The organism is Nucisporomicrobium flavum, assembly GCF_016464385.1.
Classification (GTDB): domain Bacteria; phylum Actinomycetota; class Actinomycetes; order Mycobacteriales; family Micromonosporaceae; genus Actinoplanes; species Actinoplanes flavus_A.
The window spans coordinates 154,471-167,976 of record NZ_JADMLH010000017.1 but is presented as its reverse complement, the minus strand read 5'-3'; the positions used below and the strand labels follow the sequence as shown (position 1 = coordinate 167,976).

At 74.0% G+C, this 13,506-nt stretch carries 13 protein-coding genes; 7 read left to right on the top strand and 6 right to left on the bottom strand.

The features are described 5' to 3' along the window. Positions 1 to 27 precede the first annotated feature (27 nt). Positions 28 to 1,215: a methyl-accepting chemotaxis protein gene (locus IT780_RS32105; RefSeq protein WP_199515575.1), complete on the top strand. Its 1,188-nt coding sequence runs from the start codon at positions 28 to 30 to the stop codon at positions 1,213 to 1,215. Positions 1,216 to 1,223: 8 nt separating this feature from the next. On the opposite strand, the gene IT780_RS32100 is transcribed toward IT780_RS32105, so the two are convergent. Continuing rightward, entirely contained in the window at positions 1,224 to 1,727 is a 504-nt protein-coding gene (locus tag IT780_RS32100) for an NUDIX domain-containing protein (RefSeq protein ID WP_199515574.1), read from the bottom strand. Further along, entirely contained in the window at positions 1,720 to 2,502 is a 783-nt protein-coding gene (locus IT780_RS32095; protein ID WP_199515573.1) for an Rv1486c family protein, read from the bottom strand. Before IT780_RS32095 ends, IT780_RS32100 begins: the two co-directional genes overlap by 8 nt. A gap of 89 nt (positions 2,503 to 2,591) precedes the next feature. Between IT780_RS32095 and IT780_RS32090 the strand changes: the two genes are divergently transcribed. Then, positions 2,592 to 3,395 carry a DUF3097 domain-containing protein gene (locus IT780_RS32090; protein ID WP_199515572.1) on the top strand — a complete coding sequence of 268 codons (804 nt, stop codon included), beginning with the start codon at positions 2,592 to 2,594 and terminating at the stop codon, positions 3,393 to 3,395. Here IT780_RS32090 and IT780_RS32085 read toward each other — a convergent pair. Beyond that, positions 3,392 to 4,705, bottom strand: coding sequence for a serine hydrolase domain-containing protein (locus tag IT780_RS32085; RefSeq protein WP_199515571.1), 1,314 nt, complete (start codon positions 4,703 to 4,705; stop codon positions 3,392 to 3,394). The two genes, IT780_RS32090 and IT780_RS32085, sit on opposite strands and share 4 nt — an antisense overlap. A 117-nt stretch (positions 4,706 to 4,822) precedes the next feature. Between IT780_RS32085 and IT780_RS32080 the strand changes: the two genes are divergently transcribed. From IT780_RS32080 to IT780_RS32070, 3 genes are all read left to right on the top strand, one after another. Then, positions 4,823 to 5,272: an NfeD family protein gene (locus IT780_RS32080; protein WP_199515570.1), complete on the top strand. Its 450-nt coding sequence runs from the start codon at positions 4,823 to 4,825 to the stop codon at positions 5,270 to 5,272. 10 nt (positions 5,273 to 5,282) lie between these two features. After that, positions 5,283 to 6,401 (top strand): SPFH domain-containing protein, encoded by a 1,119-nt coding sequence (locus IT780_RS32075; protein WP_199515569.1) that lies wholly within the window; start codon positions 5,283 to 5,285, stop codon positions 6,399 to 6,401. A gap of 306 nt (positions 6,402 to 6,707) precedes the next feature. Then, a complete protein-coding gene (locus IT780_RS32070; protein ID WP_199515568.1) occupies positions 6,708 to 7,376 on the top strand; it encodes a hypothetical protein in 669 nt (222 codons plus the stop codon). Between the two features lie 26 nt (positions 7,377 to 7,402). Here the strand turns inward: IT780_RS32070 and IT780_RS32065 are convergent, their stop codons facing one another. Continuing rightward, on the bottom strand, positions 7,403 to 8,209 hold the full coding sequence (locus IT780_RS32065; RefSeq protein WP_199515567.1) for a TrmH family RNA methyltransferase: 807 nt from the start codon (positions 8,207 to 8,209) through the stop codon (positions 7,403 to 7,405). A 1-nt stretch (position 8,210) separates the two neighbouring features. Continuing rightward, entirely contained in the window at positions 8,211 to 8,801 is a 591-nt protein-coding gene (locus IT780_RS32060; protein ID WP_199515566.1) for a dihydrofolate reductase family protein, read from the bottom strand. Between the two features lie 105 nt (positions 8,802 to 8,906). Here IT780_RS32060 and IT780_RS32055 point away from each other — a divergent pair, with 105 nt between their 5' ends. Continuing rightward, complete coding sequence (locus IT780_RS32055; protein WP_199515565.1) at positions 8,907 to 10,025, top strand: MalY/PatB family protein; 1,119 nt, start codon at positions 8,907 to 8,909, stop codon at positions 10,023 to 10,025. A gap of 69 nt (positions 10,026 to 10,094) precedes the next feature. Continuing rightward, entirely contained in the window at positions 10,095 to 12,164 is a 2,070-nt protein-coding gene (locus tag IT780_RS32050) for a flavohemoprotein (RefSeq protein WP_307831496.1), read from the top strand. Here the strand turns inward: IT780_RS32050 and IT780_RS32045 are convergent, their stop codons facing one another. Continuing rightward, positions 12,165 to 13,484 (bottom strand): MurL-like N-terminal domain-containing, encoded by a 1,320-nt coding sequence (locus IT780_RS32045; protein ID WP_504739629.1) that lies wholly within the window; start codon positions 13,482 to 13,484, stop codon positions 12,165 to 12,167. Between the last annotated feature and the right edge of the window lie 22 nt (positions 13,485 to 13,506).

Below are 13,506 nucleotides of genomic sequence, written 5' to 3'. Positions count from 1 at the left end.
GGCCGTGCCGTGGCCGATGAGCCGGGCATGTTCTCTCTCCTCGACCGGCTGCCGACCAAGCTGCGCACCTCCATCGCCCTGCTCAGCACCGTCGGCGGGCTGATCGGACTGGGCCTGTTCGCCCATCGGGCGGCCGGCTCGGCCGCCGGCGCGCTGCCGGCCGGCTCGTCGGCCCGGTCCGACCTCGAGCTGCTCGCCACGCTCGGGCTGTGGCTGCCCGTGGTGCTCGCCCCGATCGGTCTGCTCATGCAGGTGTCGGTCTGGTCGAGCATCGTGCGCCTGCTGCGCGCCGACGCCACGGTGATCCAGTCGGCCGCCGCCGGCGACCTCGGCGGGCGGATGCCGGTCGTGGGCAAGGACGAGCTGGGGCAGATGGCCGAGGCGTACAACACGATGATGGACCGCTTCCAGGACACGGTCGCCGGCATCCGGCGCGCGGTCGAGGAGGTCAACGGATCCGCGGGTACGCTGCAGCGCGCCAGCAGCACGATGGCCCGGGCCGCCGACGCCACCGCGGGGGAGCTGGAGACCGTGGCGCGGTCGGCGCGGCGTACGAGCGACGAGGTCGGCGCGATCGCGGACGGCACCCACCAGATGCGCGCCGCCATCGAGGAGATCAGCACGAACACCTCGGACGTCTCGCGGATGACCGACGAGGCGGTGGCCGGCGTGAGCGTCGCCACCGGCAACGTGACCCGGCTGCGCGACTCGAGCCAGGAGATCAACGACGTGCTGCGGACGATCAACGCGATCGCCGCGCAGACCAACCTGCTCGCCCTCAACGCCACCATCGAGGCGGCGCGGGCCGGCGAGGCGGGCCGGGGCTTCGCCATCGTGGCCGGTGAGGTGAAGGAGCTGGCGCAGGCAACCGCGCAGGCGACCGAGGAGATCGCCCGCCGCATCGAGGGCATCCAGCACGACACCGGCGAGGCCGTCCAGGCCGTCGACGGCTTCTCGGCCGTCATCGGCGCGATCGCCGAGCACCAGCTGACCATCGCCGCGGCCGTGGAGGAGCAGACCGCCACGACCGGCACGATGGTCGAGGGCGCGGGCACGGTCAGCAGCGGCGCCGAGCAGATCAGCCAGGCGATCGTGGCGGTGAGCACGGCGGCCCAGGAGGTGCGCGGCGCCGCCGAGGAAACGCACCGGGCGGTCGGCGACCTGACCGGCACGGCCACCCGCCTGCACGACCTCGCGGCGGTCTTCCGCAGCTGACCGCCGCCTCACATACCGGCGGCGACCTGCGCGAACCACCTGTTCGCCACGCGGGTGTGCAGGTCGAAGCCGAGCGGCTCGGGCCGGTGCAGCACCTGCCGGCCGAGCGTCTCGTCGTTCGGCGCGGGCTCCGGCAGCTCCGCCTCCGTGGCGAGCGACGGGAACAGGCCGAACACCAGCAGCGTGCCGTCCGGGGCGCTGATCGTGTCGTAGAGGCGTACGCCGTCGGGGTCGGCCACCAGGCCGGTCTCCTCGCGCAGCTCCCGCGCCGCGGCCTGCTGCCAGGTCTCGCCGACATCGATGAAGCCGCCCGGCAGGGCGAGCCGCTCGGCGGCGGGCGGGATGCCGCGGCGGATCACCAGCAGGCCGCCGCCGACCGGCTGGACCGCGACCGCGACGGGCGCCGGATTGACGTAGCTGGTCTCGCCGCACGCGGCGCAGCGGCGCGGCCACGGCCGGCCCGGTGTGAAGCGCGCCCCGCAGAACGTGCAGTGCGCGTACCGGTCAGGCATGCAGCGGGGAGTTGCACGCCGCGACCAGAGCCTGGCGGCACGCCGTCGTCAGGGGCCGCAGGGCCGCGTCGCGCTGCTGGGCCTCGTAGCCGTTGATGGCGCCGCCGGGGGCGTTGTGCTCGGCGAGCGCGAGAACCTGATCGAGGATGCTGGCGCGCGCGAACAGCCGGCGCGACCGCGGGTCGAAGCCGGGCGGCAGCGTCGCCGTGCTCTCCGGGCGGCGCAGCGCCTGCAGCGCGCCCGCCAGCTCCGGGCGCCACTGGGCGACGTCGAGCCGGGTCAGCTGCGTGGTGGCCTCGGCCAGCGCGCGGGTCAGCTCCGCCTCGGCCTCCGCCGAGCCCATCTGGAAGACCGGCCGGTAGTCGGTCACCGGGAAGAAGCGCCACAGCACCGTCTCGAACTCCACGCCGGAGCCCGAGGTGTGCCGGCGCACCTCCGGCACCACGCCGAACGCGGGCGTCGTCACAGCCTCGCCGGCGAGCATGGCGGGCCCGGTCAGCTCGCTCTTGGCGGGCAGGCCGCGCGGGTCGCCGGGTGCGGGCAGGACCAGCCGGATCTCGTCCGGATGCAGCTTGGCGAACGCGGGCAGCGCCTGCCCCAGTGGCACGTCGGTCCAGGTGCCGGGGGCATCGGCGACGAGGTGCTCCTCGTCGCCGGCGATCTCGTCGGCCAGCTCGTCGAACGGGACGAGGCCGGCGCGCCAGGCGCGTACCCAGGCGACGAGCCGGGTGGACCGGCGCGCCGTCAGGGTCGCCGCATCTGCTGCGGGGGACATGCGAGCAAGGGTACGTGGCCCGCGCCGACGTTGTCTTGCGCCGGAGCGTCGCACCGGCGTGTCCGGCCGGACGAGTTACCGTGCGCCTCATGTATGGGGAGGATGTGCTCGCGGGCAACTGGCGCCGGCGCAAGGCCGTGCCCGAGGTGGACGTGGAGCCGGGCATGGTGGTGGAGGACGCCGGCTCCGGCTTCTGCGGCGCCGTCGTCGGATTCGAGTACGGCGCGGTGGTGCTGGAGGACCGGCACGGCAAGCGCCGCAACTTCCCGCTCGACCCCGCCGCGTTCCTGCTCGAGGGGCAGGTCGTGACGCTGCGCAGGGCGGCCGCGGCGCCCGTGGCACCCCAGCGGCGGACGACGGCCTCCGGCTCGGTGGCGGTCGCGGGCGTACGCGCCCAGGTCGCCAAGGCCTCCCGCATCTGGGTCGAGGGCATCCACGACGCCGCCCTCATCGAGCGCATCTGGGGCGACGACCTGCGCATCGAGGGCGTGGTCGTGGAGCCGCTGGACGGCATCGACGACCTCGCCGGCGCGGTCCGCGACTTCCGCCCGGCCCGCGAGCGCCGGGTCGGCGTGCTGGTCGACCACCTCGTGCCGGGCTCGAAGGAGAGCCGCATCGTCGCCGCGGTCAAGGACCCGAACGTGCTGGTCACCGGGCATCCGTACGTCGACGTGTGGCAGGCGGTCAAGCCGGAGCGGGTCGGGCTGCGGCAGTGGCCGGTCGTACCGCCGGGCCGGCCGTGGAAGGAGGGCGTCTGCCGGGCGGTGGGCGTGGCCGAGCCGGCCGACATGTGGCGGCGGATCCTGGGCAGCGTGAACAGCTACAAGGACGTCGAGACGCCCCTGATCAACGCCATGGAACGGTTGATCGACTTCGTCACGGAACCTTCTTAAGCCAGGTGCCGGGGGTCGCGGCTGAACACGAACGTCGCGATGTCCAGCTTCTCGACCGCGCCGTCCGGGCCGCGCAGGACCTCGAGGACCTCGCCCGTGTTCGAGCCGGTGGTGCCACGCCAGCGGTCCGGCGCCTCCCGGACGAACCGCCAAGGCGGCCGCGGCGCGTACCCGGCCGGCGCCATCGTCAGCTCCTCTCCATCGGCGGCGACCTCGTACTCGCCGCCCATCCACCACCAGCGCCCGCACAGCTCGGCCGCCTCGCCCTCCGGCGCCGGCATCGGCTTCCACGGCTGCGGCGGCGCCGGCTCGGCGTCCAGCACCGCCGTCAGGACCTCCAGCGCCACCGCGCGGATGCTGGTGCCGCGCAGGCCGTACGAGTTGGCGAAGGCGACCACCCCGACGCGCGACGGGCGGTGCACCAGCAGCTGGGACACGTACCCGGGCATCGAACCGCCGTGGCCCACGTACACCCGTTCGCCGACCCGGTTGAGCTCCGGGCCGAGACCGTGCCCGGCGGTCCAGGCCTCGTCCTGCATGACGACGGGCGTGCACATCTCGTCGACCGTGGCCCGGGCCAGCACCGCGGGGGCCGGATCGGCGAGGAACGACGCCCACTTCGCCATGTCGGTGACCGTGGACCACAGCTGCCCGGCCGGGGCCATCGCGCCCGAGTCCGCCCGCGGCTCCTCGTGCAGGCTGCCGTCCAGCGAGTGCACGACGTAGCCGCGGGCGTACGGCTCGACCGGGTGGTACGTCGTGCGCTTCATGCCCAGCGGGTCGAGCACGCGCTTGGTGACCAGGTCGGCCCAGGACTCGCCGGTGACCCGGTGCAGCACCGCCCCGAGCAGCCCGTACGCCAGGTTGGAGTAGTGGTACGTCCGGAACGGCGGCAGGGCGATCTTGTCGAACTCGAGCTCCGCCAGCAGCTGGTCCACGTCGCCGCCGGCCCGCCGCTCCCACCACGGCCCGGCGGGCTCCCGCTGCAGACCGGAGACGTGGCCCAGCAGCTGCCGCAGCGTGATGCCCCCGACCGGGGTGCCCGGCAGGTGCCGGTAGAGCAGGTCGTCCAGGGCGAAGAAGCCCTCGTCGCGCAGCTGCATGACCATCGTCGCGGTCAGCGTCTTCGTGATCGACCCGAGCCGGTACTGCGTCTTCGGGTCCGGCGGCGGGGTCTCGCCGGCCCCGGTGAAGTGCAGGAGCGCACGGTCGCGGACCACCGCGAGCGCCAGCGAGGGGGCACGGCCGGCGGCCTGGGCGCGGGCGACGATGCCGGTGACGCGTCGGCCGGTTTCCGGCAGCAGGGACACGGTGAGCCTTCCTGGTTGGCGGTTATGGGTACAACTGCGCGAGGCGGATCTGGGCTACGCCGCAAATGGATGCAACGCGATGTCGCTGCCCGTGCACGGACGTGTCACGATCGTGGTGTGGAAGCAGTCCTCTGGGTAGTCCTCGCCATCGCCCTCGCGATCGGCGAGGCCTTCGCCGCGACCTTCCTCGTCATCTTCTTCGCCGCCGGCGCCCTCGCGGCCGCCGGCGCCGCGGCGCTCGGGGCGAACCTCCTCGTCCAGGTCATCGTCTTCGCCATCGTGTCGGGTCTCTCCGTCGGTGCGATCCGCCCCATCATCATGCGGCACCAGCAGTCCGCCCTCGAGTCCGGCGAGACGCCGTTCGGCATCGAGGCGATCGAGGGCTCCCAGGCGACCGTCCTCGAGGAGGTCGGCGCCGACCGCGGCATGGTGAAGATCGACGGCGAGCTGTGGACCGCGCGGTCGTTCGACGCGGACGAGAAATACCTGCCCGGCGAACGTGTCCGGGTGATCAAGGTCAAGGGCGCCACCGCCATCGTGTGGCGCGACGACATGCCCAACCTTTAGAGAGGCACCCATGGAAGTCGTGATCGGTGTACTCATCTTCGTGATCGCCCTGTTCGCGGTGATCACCCTCGTCCGGTCCGTCCGGATTGTTCCCCAGCAGCGCATGGACGTGGTCGAACGGCTCGGCAAGTACAAGCGCACCCTGTCGCCCGGCCTCAACCTGCTGGTGCCGTTCGTCGACGCGGTGCGTACCAAGGTCGACATGCGCGAGCAGGTCGTCAGCTTCCCGCCGCAGCCGGTCATCACCTCCGACAACCTCGTCGTCAGCATCGACACGGTGCTCTACTTCAAGGTCGTCGACCCGGTCCGGGCGACGTACGAGATCTCGAACTTCCTGCAGGCCATCGAGCAGCTCACCGTCACCACCCTGCGCAACGTCATCGGCTCGCTCGACCTGGAACGCGCCCTGACCAGCCGCGAGGAGATCAACCGGCACCTCTCCAGCGTCCTCGACGAGACCACCGGCCGCTGGGGCATCAAGGTCACCCGCGTGGAGATCAAGGCGATCGAGCCGCCGCCCAGCATCCGCGACTCCATGGAGAAGCAGATGCGCGCGGAACGCGAACGCCGCGCGACGATCCTCAACGCCGAGGGCCACAAGCAGGCCGCCATCCTCACCGCGGAGGGCGAGAAGCAGTCCCAGGTCCTGCGCGCCGACGGTGACCGCCAGGCCCGCATCCTGCAGGCCGAAGGCCAGGCCAAGGCCATCCGTACGGTCTTCGACGCGATCCACACGGCGAACCCGTCGCAGAAGGTCCTCGCGTACCAGTACCTCCAGGCCCTGCCGCAGATCGCCAACGGCTCGGCCAACAAGGTGTGGATCGTCCCGGCCGAGCTGAACAAGGCCCTGGAAGGACTGGGCGGCGCCCTCGGCGGCCTCGCCAACATGGTCGGCGACAAGCCGTCGGAAGCGGTCGACTCCGGCGCGGTGGAACGCGAGGCCGCGGCCGCTGCGCAGGCGGCGGCCGACGAGGCGCAGGCGGTCGGCGAGCAGGTCCGGGCGGCCGAGGCCCAGGTCTCGGGAGACGGCAGCAGCACCAAGAGCCTCCCGGCCCCCGAACCGGTGCCGCCGTCCGCGGCGCTGGGGTCGGCTGACTACAACGGGGCCGGCGAGCCCGAGCGCGCCTGATCCGGATCCGGCGCGGGCTGCTTTCCGGGCCCGCGCCCGCGCTTTGTTGCTCGCTCCCGACCCGGCCGGTGGGCGGCTCCTCGCTTTCCGGCCGGCCGGTGTTCCTTGTTCGACGTGGCGGCCGGCCGGCGGCTTCCGCCGGCCGATTGCCCGGTCCGCTGCCGGGCGGGTCGCCACCCGCCCGGGTGCGGGATCGTAGCGAATATCGGAAAACCCCGCGCCGATGCGCGGGGTTTTGTCATGGTGGACGCAGATTCCGAACGGTGCCCCCGGCCGCTCAAGCCTGAGCCCAGTCAAGGCGGAGCCATGAGCATCAGTCAGCACCAGACTGCGAGCGGCCGGCCGCTGCGTGTCGCGCCGGCCTGGGTCGGCGGCGCCCGCCCGTCGGCCGCCGACGACCACCTGCTGCCGGTCCGCGAGGCGGTCTGGATCTGGTCGGTACGCCGGTACGCCCGCAACGCCCTCTGGGCCCTGCCCGCCGGCGCGGCCCTCTACGGCTGGTCCACTCTGGGCATCGCCACCCCGCCCGGCCCGCTCGTCGTCGAGGTCGCCGCCGGCTGGCTGTGCACGGTGGCGATGGTCGCGCTGGCCGGGCTGCTGGCGGGGTCGCGTACGCGCCGGACGGCGGTGGCGGGCCTGCTCGTCGGCCTGGCCGGGGCGGCGCTGTGGCTGCCCCTGACCGCGCTCCCGACCGCTACGGGCGTCGAGCCCATGGGCGTCGCGGCCGGGCAGCTGCGCACGGCGTCGATGGCCGCCGCGGCGGTCATGGGGGCCGGGTGGCTGCTGCTGGGCTGGGCGGTGCTGCGGTCCAAGCTGGTCAACCCGGCCGACGGGGTGCTGCTCATCCTCGCGGCGGTGTCGATCGGCGCGGGCTCGTACGCGGTCCGGCCGCTGCCGACGGTGGGCGCGCTGCTGCTGCTCGCCGCGGGTATGGGCCTGGCATGGACCGGCTCCCGCCTGATCCCGCCCACCTGACCGTCCTGCCCGGACAGTCACCGCTGTCACAGGTCGTCGTCGCGGCTCAGTTCCCAGAAGGCGACCGCCGCCGCGGCCGCCACGTTCAGCGAGTCGACGCCGCGGCGCATCGGGAGGCGTACCGGGATGTCGCTGGCCTTCAGGGCGTGTTGGGACAGGCCCGGGCCTTCCGCGCCGAGCAGCAACGCCGGGCGGGCGCGCTGGGACGCGTCGAGGCGCTGCAGGGGGAGCGCGTGGTCCGCCGGCGTCAGCGCCAGCACCGTGAAGCCCGCCTCCCGCACCTTGCCGAGCGCGTCCGGCCACGGGTCGAGGCGGGCGTACGGGATCGCGAACACCTCGCCCATGCTCACCCGTACGCTGCGGCGGTAGAGCGGGTCGGCGCAGGTCGGTGAGAGCAGGACGGCGTCGATGCCGAGGGCCGCCGCGCCGCGGAACACCGCGCCGATGTTGGTGTGGTTGTTGACGTCCTCGAGGATCGCGATGCGGCGGGCGGTGGCCAGCACCTCGCCCGCGTCGAGCAGCGGGAGCCGGTGGAACGACGCCAGCACCCCGCGGTGCACGTGGAAGCCGGTGGCCTGCTCGAGCACGGCCGGCGACGCCGCGTAGACCGGGGCGTCCTCCACGTCGCTCAGCTGGTCGACGCGCTTGGCGTCGATCAGGTATGACCGCGGGCGGTAGCCGGCACGCCGGGCGCGGCGCAGGACCAGCTCGCCCTCGGCGATGAACAGGCCGTTGGGCGGCTCCCACTTCGTCCGCAGCTCGAGGTCGGTGAGGGCGCGGTAGTCGCCGAGCCGCTCGTCCTGCGGGTCGGTGATCAGGTGGACCTCGGGCACCTCAGTCCACCCGGTAGGTCAGGTGGGTGGCGTGGCCGGACGCCTGGACGTGGATCTGCCGCAGCGGGCGGGGGACCGCGCCGGAGAACAGCGGCGTGCCCGAGCCGAGCAGGACCGGCGCGAGGTGCAGCCGCAGCTCGTCGACAACGCCGGCGTCGATGGCGCCGCGCACGGTCTCGCCGCCGCCCATGATGACGACGTCGCGGTCCTCGGCCATGGCCCGGGCCTTCGCGACGGCGCTGCGGATGCCGTCGACGACGAAGGTGAACCGGTCGGCGGCCAGCCGCATCCGAGCCGGCGGCGTGCGCGTCACCACCAGCACGGGCGGGACGGCGGCCAGGTCGGCGCCGTATGCCATCTCGTCGCTCCAGCCGTCCGGGCCGTCGACGACGTCGAACAGCCGCCGCCCCATGACGACGACGCCGGTCGCGTCGGTCGCGGAGGTGAGCACCTCACGGTCCACGGCGTCGCCCGCGAGCGCCCAGGTGTGCAGCGCCTCGCCGCCGTGGCCCAGGCCCTGCTCCGGTCCGGCACCCGGGCCGGTCACGAACCCGTCGAGCGACACCGAGATGTCGGCGACCACCTTGGTCATGGGATCCCCCTTCTGCGAGCAAGCCGAGCATGCCACCCGGGTACGACATCCCCGCGGACCGGGTCGCGACGTGCCGGTACGGCCCCCGCGGGTGAGGATGGGACGATGAAGGTCGATCCGCTCGAGACCCTCCGGGCCCGCCGCAGCGCGAAGTGGCGTACCCATCCGGACGACGTGCTCCCGCTGTTCGTGGCGGAGATGGACGTGCCGCTCGCGCCGGTGGTCGCCGAGGTGCTGCACGCCGCCGTCGACGCCTCGGACACCGGCTATTCCGCGCCCGTACCCGATCTCGGCCGGGCCGTTGCGGGCTTCGCGGCCCGGCGGTGGGGCTGGGAGATCGACCCGGCGCGGGTCACCGCGGTCACCGACGTGGGCGTCGGCGCGGTGGAGCTGCTGCGGGTGCTGACCCGTCCGGGTGACGCCGTGGTGATCAGTCCGCCGGTGTACCCGCCGTTCTTCCATTGGGCCCCCGAGGCGGGGGCGCAGCTGCGCGAGGTGCCGCTCACCCCGGACCTGCGGCTCGACCTCGCCGCCCTGGAGGCGGCCTTCGCCGCCCACCCGGCGGTCTACCTGCTGTGCAATCCGCACAATCCGGTCGGAAGGGTGCATTCCCGGGAAGAGCTGAGCGCGCTGGTCACGCTGGCTTCCCGGTACGGCGTGACGGTGGTGAGCGACGAGATCCATGCGCCGCTGGTCCTGCCGGGGGCCACGTTCACGCCGTTCCTGAGCCTGCCCGGGGCGGCCGGGGTCGGCGTCAGCCTGGTGTCGGCGAGCAAGGCGTTCAACCTGGCCGGGCTCAAGTGCGCGGCGGTCGTCGACGGGACCCGTCCGCTGGCCTCGTCGTTCCCGCCGGACGTGCGCTGGCGTACGGGACACCTCGGCGTGCTCGCGACGGTCGCCGCGTTCACCGACGGCGACGAGTGGCTGGACGAACTGCTCGTCTTCCTCGCCGAGCGCCGCGCACAACTGGGCGAGCTGCTGCGTACCCGTCTGCCCTGGGTCCGGTGGCAGCCGCCGGAGGCCACCTTCCTGGCGTGGCTGAACTGCCGCGCCCGGGAGGAGAGCGAGCAGCCCGCCTCCCGGTTTCTCGAGCGGGGCCGGGTCGCGCTGGAGGCGGGGCTGCGCTTCGGCGCGGCCGGCGCGGGCCATGTCCGGCTGAACTTCGGCACGTCACCGGAGATCCTGGACGAGGCCACGGCCCGGATGGCCCGCGCGGCCGGGTAGGTCGGCGGTCCCGCCCGCACGGCAGTACGGTTGTACTGTTCGTCGTTCTCGCGCTCCGGGGGTGTGCAGGTGTCAGCCGGTTCCGGGTCGGACCCGCACATGCTGGCGCTGTTGCGGGCGATGCGCCTGCGCCTGGCCGCCCCGGATGCGGCCGCCGCCGGTGCCGCGGACGTCGAGGCGGCGCTGACCGGCCAGGGCGCCGAACTCCCGGCCGGTTCCGAGCCGATCCACCCCGAGCTGATCGTGCACCCGCACTGGCCCGGTGCGGCGCGCCCGGAGCTCGAGGCGGCCGCGACCGAGGAGCAGGACGGGACCGAGCCCGGCGACCTGCGGGCAAGCCTGGGCGCGGTGCCGGGCGGTTCGCGGCCCGCCATCCCGCCCGCCACCCCACCGGCGACCCCACCGGCGACCGTCACCGGCCCGTCCGGCCCGTCCGGCCCGTCCGGCCCGCCGCCGAGCCTCAGCGAGCCGATCATCGACGGCCCCGCGCTGCCCGCGCTGCCCGCGCTGCCCGCGCTGCCCGCACGCCCGGGGGAGCCGGCCGTGGGCGTACCCGATCCGCTGCCGGACGATCCGATCGTGCCCGGCCGTCCGACGCCCCGCCCGGGCGCCGGCCTCCCCCTGCCGGGCACGTTCCCGCCGGCCCCGGCCGTACCCGTGCCGCCGACGCCGCCTGCGCAGCCTGGCACCAACCAGCCCGGCACCAACCAGCCTGGGACGAACCAGCCTGGGACGAATCTGCCCGCGACCGGCCCCGGCACGCCGCCGGCATCGGGCGCCGGGCTTCCCGCCGTACCGGAAAGGCGCTCGGCCATCCCGTATCCGCCCGGGCCCGGCCCCTGGCCCGCCGCCCTGCCCTCGGCCTCGACCCAGCCGGTCGGCGGCATCCCCGGGACCGGCGGGCCGCGCCTGGTGGGGCCGCCCTGGCCCGGCGACCCGATCGCACCACTCCCCGGTCCCGGCCCGGTCCGCCCGCCCGTGCCGGGACGTCCCGCGCCGCCGGTCGACGGGATGGATCCGGCCGACGATGCCGCGCTGGTCGAGGTGCGGCGCCTAATCACCGGCAGCCTGTCGCTGGCCGGTGGTCCGCAGGAGGTGGCGGCCCGGCTGCGGTCCGCGCTGATGCAGGCGCAGCCGGACCTGTTCGCCCGGCTCCCGGGCGGGCCCGCAGCCCAGATCGAGCAGCTCGCCGAGGGGCTGACCTGGCTGGCGCACACGATCGATCAGCCGCCCGCGGTGGTCGCCGGGTTCGGCCGGCTGGGCGCCGCGCTGGCCGAGTGCGGCGTCGCCCCGCAGCAGTTGCAGCTCGCCGGGGCAGCGCTGGCCGAGGCGATGCGCGCCGGCATGGCCGCGAACGGGTGGCGGCAGGACTTCGACCAGGCGTGGCGGTCGACGTGGCAGCACGCGTACGAGTGGATCGCGCACGGCATGACCGCGGCGGAGTACCACCCGGTGATCTGGACGGCCGTGGTCGTGGCGCACGAGCTGCGTCGCGAGGACCTGGCGGTGATCCGGCTGCGGCCGTACCTGCCGATGCCGTACGTGCCGGGGCAGTACGCCCGCATCGAGGTGCCCGAGCTGCCCGGCGTGTGGCGGCCCTATTCGCTGGCCGGGGCGCCGCGCCGCGACAACGTCATCGAGCTGCACGTGCGCGCGAAGACGCTGACCGGGGTGAGTGGCACGCTGGTGCACCGTACGGCCGTCGGCGACAAGGTGCGCATCTCGCGGGCCGAGGGTGAGATGGTGCTGCCCGCCTCCAGCCGGGACCTGCTGATGATCGCGGGGGACACCGGGGTGGCGCCGCTGAAGGCGCTGCTCACCGAGCTGGCCGCCACCGGGGACCCGCGCGCGGTGGTGCTGTTCTGGGGCGCGCGCACGCTCGCCGAGCTGTACGACATCGACGAGATCACGGCGATCGCCGCCGCGGCGCGCCGGGCCACGGTGGTGCCGGTGATCTCCGAGGGCCCGGCGGGACCGTACGCGTCAGGCCTGGTCACCGATGCGGTGGCGGCGTACGGCGAGTGGTCCGGGCACGAGGTCTACCTGGCCGGGCCGCCCCTCATGCTGGCCGCGACCAGCGCCGCGTTGCTGCAGCTCGGGGTGGATCCGGATCGGATACACCACGACCGGCCGGAGTGATCACAGGACCTGGGCGAGGGCCTTCGCGTACGCCGGAGGCACGAACGTCGGCCCGCCCGGGGTGAGCACCGCCTCACGCGACGCCTCCGCCCACGCCGCCGGGGGCACCGCCGCGCGCAGCGCCGCCACGACCGGGGCGTCGCGCCACTGTGGGTCGTCGCCGAGCATGGTGAGCGCCACCAGCGACTCCTCGACCTCGCCGACGCATTCGAACGGCTTGTGCGCGTCGATGCCGAGCAGCTCGAGGTAGCCCGGGACCTGGGCGGGGTCGGCGAACAGGTCGCGCCCGAAGATGTGGGTGAGCCGGTCGCGCGGCATCGACGGCGCCATGGCCAGCGCGACGAAACGGCACTTGGGGCAGTCGCCGCACCAGCGGGCCGTCGGGTCGTGCAGCTTGAACGCCTTGTTGCAGCTGGTCACCACATCGTCGTACGCGGTGAACCGGGCGAACAGCTGGGCGATGTGCAGCTCCGACAGCGAGCGCAGCAGCGAGAAGTACGGCTCCGTCAGTCCGGCGTGCGCGGTGACGGCGGCGCGCAGCAGCCCCTCGGCCTCGACGCCCTTGGACCACTGGTGGTTGATCTCGTGACCGTTCCAGACCAGGTTGGGGTCGGAGGCGGAGCGCTCGTTGGACATGACCACCGGGCCGAGGCCGTGCAGCGTGGCGGTGGCGATCGCGATCAGTGAGTTGATCGCCGTCACCGGGATGTGGCCGTTGCGGGCGCCGGCCTTGTTGAGCTCGAACAGCCGCGGGTCGAGCTTGCGGCGCGCGGCGAGGGCGGGCAGGCCGGAGGCCGCGTTGACGGCCACGATCACCGGGTTGGGGTTGACCGAGAACGGCACCGGGTCCAGGCCGGCGGCGCGCAGGATCTCCAGCGTGACGATGGAGTCCTTGCCCCCGCCCACCGCGGACAGCGGCCGGCCCTCGGAGTTGTCGACCGGGCCGGCCGCCGGCGACGTCCCGGGCACCTCGACGGTCATGTCGAGCACGTACGGCAGCTGGTTCACGTACGCGTATTCGCCGAGGCCCTTGCTGTAGACGGCGGTGAACAGGGCCGCCGCCTCGACCGGCACGGCAGTGGGCGCCTCGATGCGCTCGGGCGCGCCGACCTTGTAGTAGCTCACGCCGGCGACGACGTGCAGCAGCTCCAGCACGCGGTGGAAGCTCTGCGGCACCTCGCGCCGGCCCTCGGGCACCGGGAACGTGATGGTCTCGGTGAACGACTCGGGCGCGGGGCCGTCGAGCACGTAGTCGAACGTCGCGACCCCGGTCTCGGGGTCGTATGCGTACGAGGGGAAGCGCATGACGTCGAACTGCACCCGCGAACTCCTGTCATCGGAC

Excerpts from the sequence above, each read along its gene's own strand:
- IT780_RS32095 (WP_199515573.1), bottom strand. The coding sequence starts at position 2,502 with ATGTCCCCCGCAGCAGATGCGGCGACCCTGACGGCGCGCCGGTCCACC.
- IT780_RS32075 (WP_199515569.1), top strand. The coding sequence starts at position 5,283 with ATGGAAGTCGTGATCGGTGTACTCATCTTCGTGATCGCCCTGTTCGCG.
- IT780_RS32055 (WP_199515565.1), top strand. The coding sequence starts at position 8,907 with ATGAAGGTCGATCCGCTCGAGACCCTCCGGGCCCGCCGCAGCGCGAAG.
- IT780_RS32100 (WP_199515574.1), bottom strand. The coding sequence starts at position 1,727 with ATGCCTGACCGGTACGCGCACTGCACGTTCTGCGGGGCGCGCTTCACA.
- IT780_RS32060 (WP_199515566.1), bottom strand. The coding sequence starts at position 8,801 with ATGACCAAGGTGGTCGCCGACATCTCGGTGTCGCTCGACGGGTTCGTG.
- IT780_RS32070 (WP_199515568.1), top strand. The coding sequence starts at position 6,708 with ATGAGCATCAGTCAGCACCAGACTGCGAGCGGCCGGCCGCTGCGTGTC.
- IT780_RS32105 (WP_199515575.1), top strand. The coding sequence starts at position 28 with ATGTTCTCTCTCCTCGACCGGCTGCCGACCAAGCTGCGCACCTCCATC.
- IT780_RS32090 (WP_199515572.1), top strand. The coding sequence starts at position 2,592 with ATGTATGGGGAGGATGTGCTCGCGGGCAACTGGCGCCGGCGCAAGGCC.